At 29.2% G+C, this 18,699-nt stretch carries 21 protein-coding genes; 12 read left to right on the top strand and 9 right to left on the bottom strand.

Annotation, left to right across the window (positions count from 1 at the left end; all coding sequences use genetic code 11):
* The gene (gene hutG / locus H9I45_RS14460; RefSeq protein ID WP_088354420.1) at nucleotides 1-966 is read left to right on the top strand and encodes a formimidoylglutamase; all 966 of its coding nucleotides are present in this window, start codon (nucleotides 1-3) and stop codon (nucleotides 964-966) included.
* Between the two features lie 55 nt (nucleotides 967-1,021).
* On the opposite strand, the gene H9I45_RS14455 is transcribed toward hutG, so the two are convergent.
* From H9I45_RS14455 to H9I45_RS14425, 7 genes are all read right to left on the bottom strand, one after another.
* Complete coding sequence (locus tag H9I45_RS14455) at nucleotides 1,022-1,891, bottom strand: pseudouridine synthase (RefSeq protein ID WP_088354421.1); 870 nt, start codon at nucleotides 1,889-1,891, stop codon at nucleotides 1,022-1,024.
* Between the two features lie 106 nt (nucleotides 1,892-1,997).
* Nucleotides 1,998-2,915, bottom strand: a complete 918-nt coding sequence (locus H9I45_RS14450; protein WP_088354422.1) for a geranylgeranylglycerol-phosphate geranylgeranyltransferase — start codon at nucleotides 2,913-2,915, stop codon at nucleotides 1,998-2,000.
* A gap of 11 nt (nucleotides 2,916-2,926) precedes the next feature.
* Nucleotides 2,927-3,853 (bottom strand): mevalonate kinase family protein, encoded by a 927-nt coding sequence (locus tag H9I45_RS14445; RefSeq protein ID WP_088354423.1) that lies wholly within the window; start codon nucleotides 3,851-3,853, stop codon nucleotides 2,927-2,929.
* Nucleotides 3,854-3,907: 54 nt separating this feature from the next.
* Nucleotides 3,908-4,312 carry a toxin-antitoxin system YwqK family antitoxin gene (locus H9I45_RS14440; RefSeq protein WP_088354424.1) on the bottom strand — a complete coding sequence of 135 codons (405 nt, stop codon included), beginning with the start codon at nucleotides 4,310-4,312 and terminating at the stop codon, nucleotides 3,908-3,910.
* Nucleotides 4,313-4,333: 21 nt separating this feature from the next.
* Entirely contained in the window at nucleotides 4,334-5,413 is a 1,080-nt protein-coding gene (locus H9I45_RS14435) for a diphosphomevalonate decarboxylase (protein ID WP_088354425.1), read from the bottom strand.
* A 33-nt stretch (nucleotides 5,414-5,446) separates the two neighbouring features.
* Nucleotides 5,447-6,163, bottom strand: a complete 717-nt coding sequence (locus tag H9I45_RS14430; protein WP_088354426.1) for a LytR/AlgR family response regulator transcription factor — start codon at nucleotides 6,161-6,163, stop codon at nucleotides 5,447-5,449.
* Between the two features lies 1 nt (nucleotide 6,164).
* On the bottom strand, nucleotides 6,165-7,214 hold the full coding sequence (locus H9I45_RS14425) for a sensor histidine kinase (protein ID WP_088354427.1): 1,050 nt from the start codon (nucleotides 7,212-7,214) through the stop codon (nucleotides 6,165-6,167).
* A gap of 214 nt (nucleotides 7,215-7,428) precedes the next feature.
* On the opposite strand from H9I45_RS14425, the gene H9I45_RS14420 reads away from it, so the two are divergent.
* The 4 genes from H9I45_RS14420 (at nucleotide 7,429) to H9I45_RS14405 (ending at nucleotide 9,742) form a co-directional block, all read left to right on the top strand.
* A complete protein-coding gene (locus H9I45_RS14420) occupies nucleotides 7,429-7,770 on the top strand; it encodes a MotA/TolQ/ExbB proton channel family protein (RefSeq protein ID WP_088354428.1) in 342 nt (113 codons plus the stop codon).
* Between the two features lie 2 nt (nucleotides 7,771-7,772).
* The gene (locus tag H9I45_RS14415; RefSeq protein ID WP_088354429.1) at nucleotides 7,773-8,819 is read left to right on the top strand and encodes a serine hydrolase domain-containing protein; all 1,047 of its coding nucleotides are present in this window, start codon (nucleotides 7,773-7,775) and stop codon (nucleotides 8,817-8,819) included.
* 74 nt (nucleotides 8,820-8,893) lie between these two features.
* Entirely contained in the window at nucleotides 8,894-9,496 is a 603-nt protein-coding gene (locus H9I45_RS14410; RefSeq protein WP_088354430.1) for a thiamine diphosphokinase, read from the top strand.
* A gap of 9 nt (nucleotides 9,497-9,505) precedes the next feature.
* Nucleotides 9,506-9,742 (top strand): hypothetical protein, encoded by a 237-nt coding sequence (locus tag H9I45_RS14405; RefSeq protein WP_088354431.1) that lies wholly within the window; start codon nucleotides 9,506-9,508, stop codon nucleotides 9,740-9,742.
* A gap of 53 nt (nucleotides 9,743-9,795) precedes the next feature.
* Here the strand turns inward: H9I45_RS14405 and H9I45_RS14400 are convergent, their stop codons facing one another.
* Together H9I45_RS14400 and H9I45_RS14395 are read right to left on the bottom strand one after the other, a co-directional pair.
* Nucleotides 9,796-10,569: an alpha/beta fold hydrolase gene (locus tag H9I45_RS14400; protein ID WP_088354432.1), complete on the bottom strand. Its 774-nt coding sequence runs from the start codon at nucleotides 10,567-10,569 to the stop codon at nucleotides 9,796-9,798.
* Nucleotides 10,570-10,782: 213 nt separating this feature from the next.
* Nucleotides 10,783-11,496, bottom strand: a complete 714-nt coding sequence (locus tag H9I45_RS14395) for a pyridoxine 5'-phosphate synthase (protein ID WP_088354433.1) — start codon at nucleotides 11,494-11,496, stop codon at nucleotides 10,783-10,785.
* Between the two features lie 60 nt (nucleotides 11,497-11,556).
* Here H9I45_RS14395 and H9I45_RS14390 point away from each other — a divergent pair, with 60 nt between their 5' ends.
* From H9I45_RS14390 to H9I45_RS14360, 7 genes are all read left to right on the top strand, one after another.
* On the top strand, nucleotides 11,557-12,216 hold the full coding sequence (locus H9I45_RS14390) for a CBS domain-containing protein (protein WP_088354434.1): 660 nt from the start codon (nucleotides 11,557-11,559) through the stop codon (nucleotides 12,214-12,216).
* Nucleotides 12,217-12,274: 58 nt separating this feature from the next.
* Nucleotides 12,275-13,174 (top strand): NAD kinase, encoded by a 900-nt coding sequence (locus H9I45_RS14385; protein ID WP_176397571.1) that lies wholly within the window; start codon nucleotides 12,275-12,277, stop codon nucleotides 13,172-13,174.
* A gap of 106 nt (nucleotides 13,175-13,280) precedes the next feature.
* Nucleotides 13,281-13,958 carry a type IX secretion system protein PorG gene (porG, locus tag H9I45_RS14380; protein WP_176397572.1) on the top strand — a complete coding sequence of 226 codons (678 nt, stop codon included), beginning with the start codon at nucleotides 13,281-13,283 and terminating at the stop codon, nucleotides 13,956-13,958.
* Nucleotides 13,959-13,960: 2 nt separating this feature from the next.
* Nucleotides 13,961-14,704 carry an undecaprenyl pyrophosphate synthase gene (uppS, locus tag H9I45_RS14375; protein WP_088354436.1) on the top strand — a complete coding sequence of 248 codons (744 nt, stop codon included), beginning with the start codon at nucleotides 13,961-13,963 and terminating at the stop codon, nucleotides 14,702-14,704.
* Between the two features lie 7 nt (nucleotides 14,705-14,711).
* On the top strand, nucleotides 14,712-17,237 hold the full coding sequence (gene bamA / locus H9I45_RS14370; protein ID WP_088354437.1) for an outer membrane protein assembly factor BamA: 2,526 nt from the start codon (nucleotides 14,712-14,714) through the stop codon (nucleotides 17,235-17,237).
* Nucleotides 17,238-17,301: 64 nt separating this feature from the next.
* Nucleotides 17,302-18,099, top strand: a complete 798-nt coding sequence (locus H9I45_RS14365; protein WP_088354438.1) for an OmpH/Skp family outer membrane protein — start codon at nucleotides 17,302-17,304, stop codon at nucleotides 18,097-18,099.
* A gap of 12 nt (nucleotides 18,100-18,111) precedes the next feature.
* The gene (locus tag H9I45_RS14360) at nucleotides 18,112-18,642 is read left to right on the top strand and encodes an OmpH/Skp family outer membrane protein (RefSeq protein WP_088354439.1); all 531 of its coding nucleotides are present in this window, start codon (nucleotides 18,112-18,114) and stop codon (nucleotides 18,640-18,642) included.
* The last annotated feature ends 57 nt before the right edge of the window (nucleotides 18,643-18,699 follow it).

The following is an 18,699-nucleotide window of genomic DNA, read 5'->3' as shown; positions in this document are numbered from 1 at the left end:
ATGAGTTTTTTCAATCATTTAAAAGTTGATTATACTGCTGGAAATCAAAAAGATTGGACTGGTAGAAAAACAGTACTTGAAAATCAATATTGGTATCAAAATATAACGGTTTCTAATATTGAAAATGAAAATTTTGATGCAGAAATAAATATTGGATTGATTGGCTATTCTTGCGATGAAGGTGTTCGAAGAAATCAAGGAAGAATTGGTGCAAGAAAAGGTCCAGCAAGTGTTCGAAATAAATTAGGAAAAATTCCAATTCATTTCAACAATAAAAATATTGTTGATTTTGGAGATATAATTTGTTTTGATGATCATTTAGAAGATTGCCAAAAAGCACTTTCAAAATCCATTAGCAAACTAATTTCAAATAAAGTATTACCAATTGCAATTGGAGGTGGACATGATATTGCCTATGCGAATTTTTCAGGAATTAAAGATGCTTTGAAAGATTCTACAAAAAACAACATAGGAATTATCAATTTTGATGCGCATTTCGATTTAAGAACTGTTGAAACGCTACCAAATTCAGGCACTCCTTTTAATCAAATTTTATCAGAATATAAAGAGGCTTCTTATTTTGCGATTGGAATTCAACAACAATCGAACACTAAAGAATTATTTGAAATTGCTGATAAAAATAACGTTTCCTATGTTTCTAATTTAGAATGTGAAACGTTTACTGAAAGTTTAAAAAACAAACTGACTTCCTTTATTAAAAAAGCAGACTACTTATATATTACAATTGATTTAGATGGTTTTTCATCTGCATTTGCAACTGGCGTAAGTGCTCCTTCTCCACTTGGTTTTAGTCCAAATTTTGTGTACAAAACTTTGGAATTTTTATTCGAAAGTAAAAAAGTAGTTTCCTGTGATATTGCAGAATTAAACCCAGATTTTGACATAGATAATAATACTGCAGGTTTAGCTGCAAAATTGGTTGATTTTATCGTTTTAAACGCATAAAAAAACCTTTTAGAATTTGATTTCTAAAAGGCTTATATTTTTTAAGTTGAAAAAATTATTTCAACATTTGAAGGTTGCTAACTTCTTGATTCGTTAACTCTCTCCATCTTCCTCTTGGTAAATTTTTCTTTGTTAATTCAGCAAAAATTACTCTGTCTAATTTATTAACCTTATAACCAACATGTTCGAAAATTTTACGAACAATTCTGTTTCTTCCTGAATGTATTTCGATTCCAACTTCACTTTTTGGTTCTCCATCTACATATGAAATTGCATCGATAAATACTTTTTTACCCTCAATAACAACATCTCCTCTTAACTTTTCTAAATCTCTTAAATCTAGTTTTTTATCTAAAGAAGCATGGTATAATTTTCTTACATTATGCTTTGGATGCGTTAGTTTTTTAGCTAAATCTCCATCATTTGTGAATAATAATAAACCTGTTGTATTTCTATCTAAACGCCCCACTGGATAAATTCTTTCTTTTGAAGCATTTGCAATTAACTCCATAACCGTTTTTCTTCCACGATCATCATCCATTGTTGTAATATAATTCTTTGGCTTGTTTAACAGCACGTACTTTTTTTGCTCTGGAGTAATTGAAGTTCCATCGAATTTTACAATATCATTTGCTTGTACTTTGTAACCCATTTCAGTTACTAACTTTCCATTTACCTCTACACTTCCATGTTCAATATAAGTATCTGCTTCTCTTCTAGAGCAAATTCCTGAGTTCGCAATGTATTTGTTTAAACGAATTCCTGCAGATTCGTCAGCTTTTGGAGCTTCCTTAATCTTTTTGTATTCTTTTCTTGGAGCTCCTGACTCCTTAGAAGTTGCAGTTGGTTTTTTTCTTTTGCGACTTAGAGGTGTACTTTTCTTACCTTCTTGTCGTCCTCTCGACGAGTTTCTATCTGATTTCATTATAATTAAATTTTTGCAAAGGTAGTTATTTCTTGAATATTAATACTCTATAAGAGAATCAAGATTTCTTCGTCTGTAAAACAAAGAATAAAGATTAGCTTTTTGTTTAATTTAATCTATTAATCACCTTCTCTAAAAGCAATGAAGTATCAATAAAAATTAAACACAAAACACCAATAAACAAAAGTAGTTTCAAGGTGTTATGTAACATTCTATATTGGTTTTTGGAAATAGATTTCCAGAGATAGAAACCAACGAAAATCAAAATAATTAAAGCAAAATAAAAGTAATATTGCATGTAACTTAATGAGGCATAATTTAATAAAATTGCAATTGGAAACACAGTTAAAATTAATAATAAGACAGAAAATTGTTTTGTCTTTTTTTCTCCATAAACCACTGGAAAAGTAGCATAATTATTTGCTAAAGCTCCTTTCATGTTCTCTAAATCTTTAATTAATTCGCGTACCATAATTACCAAAAACAAGAAACTTGCATGCACAAAAATTATTTTTGAAAAATTTCCATAATAAACAAATACCGCAAAAAATGGTAAAACTGTTAACACAGTTGCAGAAATTACACCAATAAATGGATATCTTTTCAACTTATGAGAATATAACCAAATTCCGAAAATATAAACTGCAAAAAACAATGCAGCCCTCCAAGAAATTAAAATTCCGAAACCAAAACCAATAAAATTTAATAAAAAATAAAGCCTCAGTTTTGTAGATTGTTTTACATAACTATCTAAACCTGCTTTTAGAGGCCTATTGATTTTATCGACTTTTGCATCGTAAAAATTATTGATAATATAGCCACCAGCAATTACAAAAACGCAGGCCAACACTAAATACAATAGGTGTAAATCGAAAATAACTTCTCTTAAATATTTTGTTGGAGAAAAAATAAAAATGGCAGCTAAATATTGTGCAACTACAAGAACTATAATATTATAACCTCTTACAGCCGAAAATAAACTAAAGAATTTAAGTGTAATTTGTTTTGCTTTTGAGGGAATCATAAAGACTTTATTTAGAATCTATAAACTAATTCTAATTTGTAGTCTTTTAAACTTTTTTGAGCTTTTTCATAATCTTCCGTAAAACCTAAAATATAACCTCCACCACCAGAACCACAAAGTTTTAAGTAGTAATCGTTTGTTGCGATTCCATTTTCCCAAACTTTATGAAAAGCAGTAGGAATCATCGGTTTGAAATTTTTAAGCACTAACTTAGATAATGATTTTACATTTCCAAATAAAGATTTTACATTTCCCTGTAAGAAATCTTCAATACAAGCATCTGTAGTAGTTGCGAAATCTTCGCTAATCATTTTTCTAAAACCTTCGTTTTTCATCTTATTCATAAAGATGTTTACCATTGGTTCTGTTTCGCCAATTTGCTCTGAATCTAATAAGAAAACGGCTCCTTTTCCTTCTTTTTGAGATGGAATTCCTGCAGGTTCTATATTTTCTTTAGAATTTATTAAAATCGGTAAACTTAAATAACTATTTAAAGGATCTAAGCCAGAGCTTTTTCCATGAAAAAAAGATTCCATTAAAGAAAATATCTGTTTTAATTTTAACAATTTGTCTCTTGTTAAATTTTCTAAAACAGTAATTTTATCTGCTGCGTATTTATCGTAAATCGAAGCAACTAATGCACCAGAACTACCAACTCCATAACCTTGTGGAATTGAAGAATCGAAATACATTCCATTATCAATATCTTCTTTAAAAGCCTTTAAATTAAAGCTAACTTCATTTGATTTTAAAGAAGCCAAATGTTTATAAAAACGATTTAAGTTTTCGTTAGAAATTTGTGCTTTTCCAGTAAGGTTTTTAGATGATTTTAGTGCACCTCTATAGGCGTTAAATGGAATTGCTAAACCTTTAGAATCTTTTATAATTCCATATTCTCCAAAAAGAAGAATTTTAGCATAAAATAATGGTCCTTTCATTTTTCTTTAAATAGTATTGCAAAAATACGAATTAAAAACTTAATAGTAAATTAGTTAGTCGTTTTTGTAGTAAATCTTCCAAACACCAACTTTCTCACCTTTATTATATTTCCCTTTTTCTTTTATTTTTCCGTTTTTATAATAGGTTTTCCAAACACCATCTCTTCGACCGTTATCAAATTTCCCAATAGTTTTTAATTCTCCAGAACTATAAAATTCAGAATATTTTCCATTTTCTTTCCCTTTAACAAAAGAAAATTCTTTAGCTTTTTTACCAGAAATATAATAGTCTATAATTTGTTGCTTTTCATTTTTATTAGAAGAAACTAATCTATAATAAACTGCTTTTTCTTTTGTAGTAACATTACTATTTACATCAAACCAAATTTTTTCTTGCGCAGCAAAATCAGTTGCAAAAAAACTGAATAATAGAAAAAATAAGATAGACGTAATTTTCATAAACCGATTTAATAAAATTGGTTAAAGCTGTTTTGCTCCAAAACCAACGGAATCATAAATATACTGTTTTTTCTGACAATAATTAGCCAACTCATTCTCAATAAATTGATTAACAGCTTCTTTTTCCGATAACGGATACAAAACATGTACATTAGCTCCAGCATCTAATGTGAAACAAATATTGCTATTATTTTCTTGACGATAACTCCAAATTTTATTAATAATTTCCAGTGTATTTGGTTTCATTAAAATGAAGTAAGGATTACTAGTCATCATCATTGCATGCAACGTTAATGCTTCACTTTCTACTAAATTTACAAATGCTTTTATATCTCCATTTTGAAGAATTTCTGATAATTTCCCTAAATTATCATTTGCTTGTACAAATCTATTTTCTGCATATGGATGATTGGTCATTAAATTATGCCCAACAGTACTTGAAACTTGCTTTTCTCCTTTATCTACCAACAAAATTGCATCTTGATAGTTTTCGAAAATCGAATGTACTTTGTGTGGGAATTTAACCCCAAATAAATCTGAGCTTCCTTCGATTTCTGGATGACTTCCCCAAACAACCAAAGGCCCTTCTACACTTCTACTCGCGCTTCCTGAACCTAATCTTGCTAAAAATGATGCTTTTTTATTGATAAATTCTAATGATAAATCTGAATTTAATTCTTTTTCTAAACTCATTAAACACATTGCAATCGCACTTAAACCACTTGCTGAAGATGCAATTCCACTCGAATGAGGGAAAGAATTTTCTGAATTAATTGTCATTTTATATTCAAAAATATAGGGACAATAATCGGCTACTCTTTTGAAAAATTCTGCAATTTTAGGCTTGAATTCGTCTTTTTGTTTTCCCTCGAAAAAAAGATTGAAATCTACATTTTCAGATATTTCTTTCTTTTCAAAATCGATAGTGGTAATTGTATGACAATTATCTAACGTAAAACTGATTGAAGCATTTTTTGGTAATTGCGGATTGCTTTTTCCCCAATATTTTACCAAAGCAATATTACTTGGTGTTTGCCATGAAAAAATTGCTTTTTCGATATTTTTTAAAGCTGATTTTGGAATAAATTGTTTTGTACTCAAAGTCTAAAATTTGCTGTAAAGATAAAACTATTTCTAGGAAATTTCTGTCAACTTTGTAAGTACATTTTCTTTATAAGTTCTGCTGATGGAAATTGCGTTTTTTCCAATTTCTACAAACTCATTAGTGTACGAATCTATACAACTAATGTTTACAATAAACGAACGATGAATTCTTAAAAAACGTTGTGTTGGCAGTTTCTTTTCAATATTTGTAATCGTTTCTCTTGTTACGATTATTTTATCTTTCAAATGAATTTTAATATAATCGGAAAGGCTTTCGACATATAAAATTTCATCAAAAACAATTTTAATCATTTTTCTTTCTGAACGCACAAAAATAAATTCATTTTTAGTGGTTTCTGGGATAATTTCCTGATTTTTAGTCTCGTTTTTAAAAACACCAAAAGACTTATTTACTGCTTGGAAAAAACGTTCGAAAGAAATTGGCTTCAATAAATAATCGATAGCTTGTAAGTCGAAACCTTCCAATGCATATTCTCTGTGTGCAGTTGTAAAAATAATTTTAGAATTCTTATTAATAGATTTTGCCAAAGACAATCCAGAAATTTCTGGCATATTAATATCTAAAAAAACCAAATCTATTTTTTCTTGATGCAAAACATCAAAAGCTTCCATGGCATTTTTACAAGATTTTATCAATTTTAAATTAGGAATCTTTGCTACATAAGATTCCAAAATCCCTCTTGCAACAGGTTCGTCATCTACAATAAGACAATTAATATTATTCATTTTAAAAATTGATTTCTAAAATTATTTTAAAGATATTATCTTTTCCTATTATTTCTAAAGAATGTTTTTCTGGATATAACATTTCTAGTCTTTTTCTACTATTTTCTAATCCAATTCCTCCTTGAATATTTTCTTTTTCTTTATTATAATTATTTTCGATTGTAAAATACAACTTAGTTTCTGTAACTTTTAAATCGATATTAATTGTAAAAAAATTGTTTACAATTACGCCATGCTTAAACGCATTTTCCACAAAGGGAATTAACAGCATTGGTGAAACATCAACATTTTCAGCTTGAATATTTTTAATGAAATTTATTTTTAAAGTATCATGAAAACGCATTTTTTCTAAGGAAATATAATCCTCTAAATGCGCAATTTCATCCATTAAAAATACTTTTGGCTTATCTACTTGATATAAAATATAATCTAATAAGTTAGACAATTTTAAAATCATTTCAGGTGCATTTTCGTGTTTCTGAATCGCCAAACCGTAAATTGTATTTAAGGTATTAAACAAAAAATGTGGCTGGATTTGCATCTTCAAAAACCGTAATTCTTGCTCTTTTAATTGGAGTTTTGTTTCTAAGAATTTCGTTTTTAAATCTTCATTTTTTAACGTCGATTTGTAACTACTTAAGACCAAACCAATAGCAATTACTACTAAAACGACCATGTAAATTCCTAAAATTATAAATAGAATTGTTTTTGTTAAAGGCTTAGAATCGTTAATTGTTAGATCTGTAGAAAACACAATTCCATATAAGATAGAAAGCATAATTAAACAGAATGAAACTATAAATGTATAAACAGTGTATAAAACGAAAAGTCCGTGTTTTTTAGCTATTAAATACTTTGGGATTAAAACATATAAAAAGAAATAACTCATTATAATGGTTACCGGCATTAAATAAAGTGCAAAATTATTTACATAAGCTGTATTCTTACTTCCATAACCTAAAAAATAAGTATAGAAAAAATACACTCCCACCCAAAAAAAAGTGTGAAGCACTATTAAAATTACACTATTTATAAACTGTTTAGTATTCATATTTAATTGTGCAATATCTAATTTTAATTGACAATTGATTAAAAATTGAGATAAAATTACGATTTTATACCATATTCGACCATTTTAGCCCTTTTATGTGGAAAAACATTTTAAATTGGTAGATTGTATTGCTAAATGATCTTGTTATCGATATAAAATCTTAGAAAAGTATTTCTAATTTACTTTTGATGCAAATAACTTAAAAACTAATATTATGAATTTATTTGAAGAAGGTGGTGCACTTTTTATGTACACGATTTTAATTGTATTAATTATTTCAATTGCATTAATTGTAAAAGATTTTTTTAAACCAGACGAAAAAGGCAAAACCCTAGAGCTTATAAAATCTCTTGGTTTATTTGCATTGGTTTGGGGCTTTTTAGGAATGATGATTGGTTTTATTGGTGCTTTTGATGCCATTTCTGACTCATCAGGTGTTTCTCAATCTGTTTTAGCTAGCGGATTAAAAGTAGGTTTATTAGCTCCCTCTTTTGGTATGTTTGCTTTTTTAGTAATTAGATTAGGAATTATAGGTTTAATTTTAAAAAAGAAATAATTATGAAGCTAAATACTTTATTAATTATCTTTATTTCATCCTTATTTTTTAGTTGTTCAACTCCAAGAACTTTAGACGAATTACTTATAGATTTTGAGAAAGAAAACAAAGCAATGGGTACTATTTCTATTTTTAAAGACGATAAAGAAGTTTTTAATAAATCTTTTGGTCTTGCGAATTTAGAAAAAAACAAAAAAGCAAATGACGAGACTAAATATTGGATTGGATCCATTACAAAAACCTACACAGCTGCAGTAATTCTTAATCTTGTAGACGAGAAAAAACTTTCTTATGATACAAAGTTAAACGATTTTTTTCCAGACATTAAAAATTCAGAAAATATTACAATTACTCAGCTTTTAAAACACAGAAGTGGACTTTACAACATCACAAAAAGCCCAAATTTTGAAAGTTGGATTGCAGAGCCAAGAAGTAGATTGGAAATGATTTCGAAATTAAATGAATTTGAATCCGAATTTAATCCTGGAGAAAAAACTTCCTACTCGAATTCTAACTTTATTGTGCTTTCCTATATCGCAGAAATAATTGAAAAAAAGCCGTTTAAAGAAATATTAAACGAACGTATTTTTACAAAACTAAACTTAAAAAGAACGGCTTTTGCAGACACTTTAAACATCACAAAAAATGAAGCGATGGATTATTTTCCTGAAAACGGAAAATGGTCTCCCATAACCTATCAAACCAATTTATTAGGAACTATGGGTGCTGGAGGAATTATTTCTACAGCTAAAGAAATTAATATTTTTTACAACGCTTTATTTTCAGGAAAACTACTTAGTAAAGAAGCTTTAAAGGAAATGACAACGCCTATAAATGAACTTGGAATGGGACTTGGAATCTCTGAATATGAAGGACTAAAAACTTATGGGCATGATGGAAGAATAGATGGTTTTAGATCGATTGCGATGTATGCTCCAGAGAAAAATTTTTCAATAGTTTTAACTTTTAACGCATCTAAAGTTTCTATGAAGGAAAGTTTAATTCGAGTTTTTGAAGCTTATAAACACACTTACGAAACAGCGTTTTAATTTTTTTTTACTTCTAAAAACACCTATTTTATTAATTCTGAAATGGGTATTTTTGTTTTTTTGTAAAATTATAGATGAGAAAGAACGTTTTTTTATTATTAAATGGTGAAGCTCCAACAAAATTACCCAATTTGTCTAAATATGATATTATTTGTGCTACAGATGGCGCTTATCAATATTTAAAAAACAATAACATAACTCCCGATTTTATCAGTGGAGATTTTGATTCTATTCTTGACATTCCTAATGATGTTGAAGTAATCTCAACTCCAAATCAAAATTTTACAGATTTTGATAAAATACTACAAATTCTTTTTGAAAAAGGTTTTTATAATATTGATGTTTTTGGAGCTAGTGGAAAAGAACAAGACCACTTTTTAGGGAACTTGCACACTGCACTTCAATGGAAAGAAAAATTAAAGCTTACTTTTTTTGATAATTTTGGATATTATTTTTTAGCTGAAACAGAAACTAAAGTTAAAGATTGCTTAGACAAAACAGTTTCGCTATTTCCTTTTCCAAAAGCCTCAAATATTACTACAAAAGGACTTCAATACCCTTTAAATAATGAAGATTTAGATTTTTGTAAAAGAATTGGAACACGAAATAAAGCAATTAAAGGTAATATAAAAATCACTTTTAAAACGGGCGATTTGTTTATTTTTATCAATAATTAAAACAACAAAATGAATAGAAAAATAAAATTATTGTGGGATTTTAGAGGAGAAGATGCCAAAGAAACCGCAAAACATCATACCATTCATTTAAAAGAATTTGCGGAAGCAGAAAAACTTCCTTTCTCTGAAATTGATATCATTGAAAAAAATCCAATGTTTTCTTCAGCATTTATAATTGTAGATGAAAGTAATATGAAAATTTACAGAGACGCTTTAAAACCACATCGTGGAGAAATTGCTGAGTAATATTTTAGAAAAATCTGGTTTGTTTTTTATTTTAAACAAAATTCACTAATGTTCTACCCAAAAAACGCACAAACCTCACTATAAAACTGTTTTGGATTTTCTGCATGTGCCCAATGTCCTGCGTTTTTTAATTCCACTATTTTAGATTTAGGAAAATGAGCATCAATAATTGGCTCTTCGTTTTCTGTGATATAATTCGATTTTTCACCTTTTAAAAACAACGTTTCTTTTTCAAAAACTGTAAAAGGTGGCAGCGCTTCGCCAACTTCTGGGTTATTTTCTGTGAGCGATTGTAAATTAAATCGATATGCCAATTGTCCTTTTTCTTTCCAATAAATGTTTTTGATTAAAAATTGTCGCACGCCAAATTCAGGAATCAATTCCGATAGCTTCTCTTCTACTAATTTCCTAGAATTTTGTACAGAAAAATCAATAGAATTTAAACCTGCTAAAATGGCATTATGATGTGGTTCGTACATTCTTGGCGAAATATCTACAATTACTAATTTATCAACCAAATCTGGGTATGTAACTGCAAATAACATTGCTGTTTTCCCACCCATTGAATGACCAATTAAATAGACATTCTCTAATTTATTATGTCGAATATATTCGTACAAATCTTCAACTAAAACTTCGTAATTAAATTCGTATTCATGAAAGCTTCGTCCGTGATTTCTTTGATCTATTAAATGCACTTGAAAATTTTCCGAAAACTGATTTCCTAACGTTTTCCAGTTATCGCTCATTCCAAAATAACCATGTAATATTAATAATGGTTTTCCTTCTCCTTTTATGGTTGAATGTAATATTGGATTGTTTTTCATTTTTTTTATTTTTCTCGTAAAACCGCATTTTTTTTTCAGCTTCTGCTTCTGCTTCTGCTTCTGCTACTGCTACTGCTACTGCTACTGCTACTGCTTCTGCTACTGCTACTGCTACTGCTACTGCTACTACTTCTAAATATTATCAATTTTTAACCACAAAGAAACATAGTTTGTTAAGAAATTTTACTAAAACCTCTAACTGCGACTGAGAATTTATTTCAATCGGTGCAAATACATGTTCACCACATTTTCTAAACCTAAATACAAGCTTTCTGCAATTAATGCATGTCCAATGGAAACTTCCGCCAAATGTGGTATGTTTTCTTTGAAAAACTTAATATTATCTAAACTTAAATCATGGCCTGCATTAATACCTAAACCTAATTTATTAGCTAAAATCGCAGCTTCTGTATAAGGTTTTACAGCGTCTTTATTCCCTAATTCGTATTGAGAAGCAAATTCTTCTGTGTATAACTCAATTCTATCTGCTCCAGTTTTTGCTGCGGCTTCAATCAGTTTTAAATCAGTATCAATAAAAATAGAAGTTCTAATTCCATTTTGTTTAAATTCTTTAATTACTTCCTTCAAAAAACTTTGGTGTTTTATAGTATTCCAACCAGCATTCGAGGTAATTGCACTTACAGCATCTGGCACCAAAGTAACTTGTGTTGGTTTTGTTTCCATTACCAAATCCATAAAACTTTTTATAGGATTTCCTTCGATATTAAACTCTGTGGTTACTATTTTTTTTAAATCTCTTGCATCTTGGTATCGAATATGTCTTTCATCTGGTCTTGGGTGAATTGTTATTCCTTCCGCTCCAAAACCTTCGATATCTGCAGCAACTTTTAATAAATTTGGTACATTTCCACCACGAGAATTTCTTAAAGTTGCAATTTTGTTAATATTTACGCTTAACTTTGTCATTGTCTAAAATTAGGCTACAAAGATAAACCATTAAATCATTTTATCCTATATTCGTAACGAATGAACATTACAGATTACATATTAAATGAGATAAAAGCGTTGAGCTTAAAAAGTAGCGTAAAAGAAGCAAAAAACCTATTTGACAATTTTCCTATTACACATTTTCCTGTAATTGAGAACAGTAAATTATTGGGGTCTTTTGCAGAAGACGATATCCATACTATAGAAAATAAAAAAGACGAGTTAGTTGTTTATAGTCATTTATTAAATTCATTTTATGTAGATGAAAAAGCTACTGTTTTAGAGCTTTTGAAGATTTTTGCGGATAATGACACTAATATTATTCCTGTTTTAAACAAGGAAAAAGACTACATTGGTTACTATGATTTATGTGATGTTTTAGATGTTTTTTCTACTAGTCCGTTTATGGTCGAGGACAGTGAAACTTTAATTATAGAAAAAATTGAAAACGATTATTCTATGAGTAAAGTTTGCCAGATTGTAGAATCTAATGGAGGTAAATTATTAGGCATTTACATTTCTGAAAGAAAAGGTGATTTTGTACAAGTAACCTTAAAAATAGTTGCAGAAGATATTAATGAAATTATGCATACTTTTAGAAGGTATGATTATAAAATTGTTTCTACACACGAGAATGATATTTATTTGGAAGACTTAAAAAACAGGTCAGATTATCTTCAGAAATATTTGGAAATGTAGTGTTGGAAGTTTAATAATAGAAATTTTACGAATTCAAGAAATAAAATAAATATTAAATTTGAAGAAAGTAGCAGTTTACGGACAATCATATTCAATTTCGGCGGAAAAGGAAATTCAGATATTACTGGAAGTTCTCGAAGAAAATAACATCGTTTGTTTTATTGAAAAAAAATTTTATGATTTATTAATTGAAGGAGATATTTTGGATAAAAAATACCCTACTTTTTCTCACTTTTCTGATTTAAATAGTTCTTTTGAAACCATGTTTACCTTAGGAGGAGATGGAACCATATTAAGAGCAGTAACTTATATTCGAGATTTAGGAATTCCTCTTTTAGGGATTAATACTGGTAGATTAGGATTCTTGGCAACCATTAACAAAAATACAATTAAAGAAAGTGTAGAATTGATTCTAAAAGGAGAATATTCACTCCAAGAAAGAACACTTTTATCCATAAGAACAGACCCAAAAACCGAAGAGTTTTCTGAATTAAACTTTGCCTTAAACGAAGTTACAATTGCCAGAAAAAACACTACTTCTATGATTGGTGTTACCACCAATCTAAACAACGAGTATTTAACAAATTATTGGGCAGATGGTTTAATAATAGCTACTCCAACTGGCTCTACAGGTTACTCTCTAAGTTGTAATGGCCCAGTGATTTCGCCAGATTCAAAAAATCTAGTAATTACTCCTATTGCACCACATAATTTAAACGCAAGGTCTATGGTTATCTCAGATGAAACTTCCATTCAATTAGAAGTAGATTCTAGAGAAAAAGAGTTTTTAATCTCTTTAGATTCCAGAATTACCACAGTTCCAAAAAACACCAATGTTTTTATCGAAAAAGCGACATTTACCATACAGAGTATTATTCCTAAAAATCAATCTTTTTTACAAACCTTAAGAAGTAAATTATTATGGGGAGAAGATACTAGAAACGAAACCAATCTTTAACGGTTTTAAAGCAATAAATTTTAAAAATAGTTGTTATTCAAAAAAGACCGAATATTAACTTTATAAAGCAAATTGATTTTACTATATTTGCACGCTATTTTTTAAAATGAAAAACAGTATATTATTTATCGCATTTGTAAGCTTTTCTTCAATTTTATTGGGGCAAGTGTATGAGGTTGGAGTTTCTTTAGGAGGCTCTAATTATGTAGGCGACATTGGTAGAACAAACTATATATACCCTAACAGACCAGCTGGAGCTGCTTTTTTTAAGTACAATTGGAACCCAAGAATTGCTTTGAGAGGTACTTATAGCTATTTACCTATTCAAGGAGATGATGAAGATGCAGATACAGATTTTAAACAAAACAGAGGATTAAATTTTAAAAACACGATTCACGAATTGGCAATTGGAATGGAATATAATTTTTATGAATTTGACATGTCGTCAAAAGATAAAACTTGGACACCATACATTTTAGTAGAATTGGCAGCTTTTAAATATAAAAGTGCTCAGTCTGAACCACAGCCTAATGAATATTTTTTCACAAACAAAACATCTTATGCAGTTCCAATAGGAGTTGGTTTTAAGTCTAAATTATATGGTACTTTAGCCTTTTCTCTTGAAGCAAAATTTAGATACACTTTTGTAGACGATTTAGATTATTCTACACCAAGTATACCGTCTTTAGATTTTGGAGGAAATGGAAATGATTGGTATATGTTTACTGGTTTTTCTTTAATATATACATTTGGGAGACCCGCTTGTTATACAGAAGGTTTATAAATATGGATAAAAAACTACGCATTAACTTACAAAGAGTTCCAAAGCACGTTGCCATTATTATGGATGGAAATGGACGTTGGGCAAAAGGGCAAGGAATGAATAGGATTTTTGGCCACAGAAATGCCCTAACAGCAGTAAGAGAATCCGTAAAAGGTGCTTCGCAAATTGGTGTAGATGCAATTACTTTATATGCATTTTCTACTGAGAATTGGAAAAGACCAAAGATGGAAGTAGATGCTTTAATGAGTTTATTAATAAACTCGTTAAAAAAAGAGCTTCCAGATTTTCAAGAAAATGGAGTAAAAGTAAATGCCATTGGAAATATAGAAACACTTCCCAAAAAAGCACAAAAAGTATTAAAAGATGTTATTTTTGAAACCAGAAATAACACTAAAATTATCTTAACCTTTGCTTTAAGCTATGGTTCAAGAGAAGAAATTGTTAATACTATCAAAAACATATCTAAAAAAGTTGTTAATAAAGAACTTTTAATTGAAGAAATTGACGAAAATACTATTAATAACCATTTATATACGTTTAATTTGCCTGAGGTAGATTTAATGATACGTACAAGTGGTGAACAACGTATTAGTAATTTCTTATTATGGCAAATGGCCTATGCCGAATTATATTTTACAGATATACTTTGGCCAGATTTTAGACAAGAGCATTTTTACGATGCTATCATAGAATATCAGAATAGAGAACGAAGATTTGGAAAAACAAGCGAACAAATTACAGAATAAATTTTTTATGAAATTACTTTCTGCCACAATAGTGTTTACAGCACTATTTTTTACTTATAGCACAACTGCACAAGTTAAAAACGATAGTGTATCCGTAGTCAAAAAAGATACGATATCTAACAGTAATATTAGTTTCGAAAAAGGCAAAGAATACATTTTAGGTGGTGTTTCTGTTACTGGTCTTCAAAAATTTAGTGAAGAAACTGTGCGGGTTTTTACTGGTCTTAGATATGGGCAACCTATTAAACTTCCTGGAGATAAATTAACAAGTGCAATTAAAAAGTTATACGAAAGTAAACAATTTAGCGACGTAGATGTTTATTTAGCCAAAGTAGATGGAAACACAGTTTACCTTCAATTTGATGTACAAGAATTACCACAATTAAATCAGGTAAATATAAATGGAATAAAACGTTCCAAAGCAAAAGAACTTATTAAAGAAGCTGAATTAAAATTAGGAGTAATGGTTACAGATAACCTACTTGTAACTACTAAAAACTACTTCGCAAAAAAATATACAGATAAAGGTTTCTTAAAAACCAAAGTCTCTATAGATGTTAGGAAAGATACTTCCGATATTAACACAGTAAACATGTCTGTTTTTATTGATAAAGGAAAAAGAATTAAAATAAAAGACATTATTTTCACTGGAAACAAAGCTCTTTCTGCAAGAAATTTAAGAAAAGCGATGAAGAATACCAAGGAGAAATTCTTTGGACGTTTCTGGAAATCATCAAAATATATAGAAGAAGATTACCAAGAAGATTTAGAAAGTATTATAGATAAATATAGTAGATTGGGTTATAGAGATGCTCGTGTTCTAAGTGAAAGTATGACATGGAACGATGATAACACCATCAACATAAATATTAACTTAGAAGAAGGTAGACAATATCGTTTTGCAGAAATCTTATTTGTTGGTAATAAAGAATATACAGACGAACAATTAAATCAAGTTTTAAGAATAGACAAAGGAGATATTTACAATGGAGCCGTTTTAAAAGAACGTGTAAAAGGCGATGGAACTCCAACTTCTTTTGATATATCTACAACTTACCAAGACAATGGTTTCTTATTCTCGCAAGTAAATGCTGTTGAAACAAAAGTAGAAAACGACTCGATTACTGTAGAAATTAGAATTAGAGAAGACGAAAAAGCTCGTATTAAAAAAGTTACTGTTACCGGAAACGATAAAACGAACGATCATGTACTTTTTAGAGAATTACGTGTAAAACCAGGAAGCTTATTTAGTAGAAAGGAAATTATTAGATCTATTAGAGAAATTGGTCAATTAGGTTTCTTCGACCAGAATGTAACTCCAGATGTGGTTCCAGATTATCAAAATAAAACAACAGACATTAATTTTAATGTTGTTGAAAAAGGTGGTAGCCAAATTGAATTACAAGGTGGTTATGGAGGTGGTTCTTTTATTGGAACCCTAGGATTATCTTTTAATAATTTTTCTATCAGAAATATTTTCAAAAAAGAAGCCTATAAACCATTACCAATGGGAGATGGTCAAAAACTTTCTTTAAGACTACAATCAAGTAGAACATTTAACACCTATAGCTTTTCATTTACAGAGCCATGGTTAGGTGGTAAAAAACCAAGATCTTTATCTTTCTCTATTTATTCCTCAAATCAGTTTCAGTTAAACCCTCAAACTTTTGATGTTGATAAGAGTAGAAGTTTAGGTATTATTGGAGCTTCTATAGGTTTAGGAGAACGTTTAAAATGGCCTGACGATTATTTCCAATTATCGCAAACAATTTCTTACCAAAGTTTTAAATTAAATAATTACGGTTTTAGAGTTGGTGCAGATGTATTAAGTAATGGAACATTAAATAATTTGTCTTATAACGCTAATCTTTCTAGAAATTCTGCTGGACCAAGTTTAATTTTCCCAACATATGGTTCTGAATTTTCTTTTGGAGTAAAAGCAACATTACCTTACTCTCTTTTAAATAATAAAGATTATTCTGGTTTAGAACCAGCAGAAAAATATAAGTGGCTAGAATATTATAAATTAAATGCAAAAGGGAAATGGTACACTTCTTTTACAGATAAATTAGTATTAATGTCTAATGCAGAATTAGGATATTTAGGATTCTATAATAATGAATTAGGGCAATCTCCATTCGAAAGATATTTTGTTGGTGGAGATGGAATTGCCGTTTTTCAATTAGATGGTAGAGAAGTTGTTGGATTAAGAGGATATGAGAATAACAGACTGTCTTCAATTGAAGGTGGTACAATTTATAACAAATTTCAGTTAGAATTAAGATACTCGATTACAGATTCGCCATCTGCATCTATTTATACATTAGGTTTTTTAGAAGCAGGTAATTCTTATGACAATTTTAGAGATTTTAATCCGTTTAAAGTAAAACGTTCAGCTGGTTTAGGTGTAAGAATCTTTATGCCTGCATTCGGTTTATTAGGAATCGATTTTGCACATGGATTCGATCCATTACCAGGACAATCTGAAAAATCTGGCTGGCAAACACATTTTATTATCGGAAGACAATTCTAAGAAAACTGTACATTTGTAATGTCGAAAGTTTTTTTGGCACGGTTTTTTCTAACACTTTATACAAATGAAAAAAATATTTTTATCAATCGTTCTTTTACTTAGTGTAAGTATTTCTTGGTCGCAGAGAAGTCAAATAATTGCTTATATAGATATGGAATACATTCTAGAAAATGTTCCAGAATATTTAGAAGCACAAAACACTTTAGATGAAAAAGTTGTAAAATGGAGACAAACTTTAGATAAAGAAGCGAGACACATAGAAGTATTAAAAAGCGATTTAGCAAATGAAAAAGCAATTCTTACTAAAGACTTAATAGAAGAAAAAGAAGAAGAAATTGCTTTAAAACAAGATGAGCTTAGGAGATTAGAATCTTTGTACTTTGGTCCTAAAGGAGATATGTTTTTATTAAGAAAGCAGTTAGTAAAACCAATTCAAGATCAAGTTTACAATGCAATACAAAGTATTTCTGCTAGAAAAAAATATGACTTTGTTTTTGATAAATCTAGTGACTTAGTAATGCTATATTCAAATAAAAAATACGATATTAGCGACCTCGTTTTAGGAACTATTGATAGAACAAGGTTAGTAGATCAAAAAAACGCAAAAAAGGAAGAAAGAAAGAATGCACCAAATGAGCTAACAACTCAGCAAAAAGAGGCAATAGCGAAGAAAGAAGCAATTGTTGCAAAAAAACTTTCGGAAAAAGAAGCTAAGAAAAAAGCGTTAGAAAATCGTAGAAATGAGTTACTAAAAAAAAGAGAAGAAAAAAGAGAACTATTACGTAAGAAAAAAGAAGCGCTAAAGAAAAAGAAAGAAGATCAAAAGAAAGAACAAGAAAAAAAAGACGAGAATAATAATTAAATTAAAACAAGAATGAAAAATTTAAAAACGTTACTATTAATTGCTGTATTTACTTTAGGAGTAGCTGGTGTTGCAAATGCACAAAAAATAGGTCATGTAGATTACCAAAGAGTAATTGATAATATGCCACAAACTAGAGCCTTAAGCGTTACTTTAGAAAAGTTAGGAAAATCTTATCAAAGTGAAATTGAAGGAATGAAGAAGAAATTGGAAGCAAAATACCAAAAGTATACTGCAGAACAAGGAACTCAAACTCCAGATACTAACAAAAAAAGAGCAGAAGAAGTTCAAGTAGATAGAGCTAGATACGAGCAAGCTCAACAAACTGCATATCAAGAAATGCAAAAAAAGCAAGCAGAAGAATTACAACCTATCGTAAAGAAAGCTGAAAAAGCAATTGAAGAGGTTGCTGCTGCTAAAGGAATTTTATATGTTTTTGATGCAAAATCTTTAATTGTTAAAAAAGGTGAAGACATTTATGATGCAGTAAAAGCGAAGTTAGGTTTACTAAAAGATAAACCGAAAACGGAAGCAACAAAATAATAACAGGTTTTTGTTGGGTATAATATAAATACTGCAAAACTTATAAAAGCAAAAGGC

This window comes from Polaribacter haliotis, assembly GCF_014784055.1.
Classification (GTDB): Bacteria; Bacteroidota; Bacteroidia; order Flavobacteriales; family Flavobacteriaceae; genus Polaribacter; species Polaribacter haliotis.
Note: the sequence above shows the minus strand (reverse complement) of the source record. Positions and strands in the feature narration are given on the sequence as shown.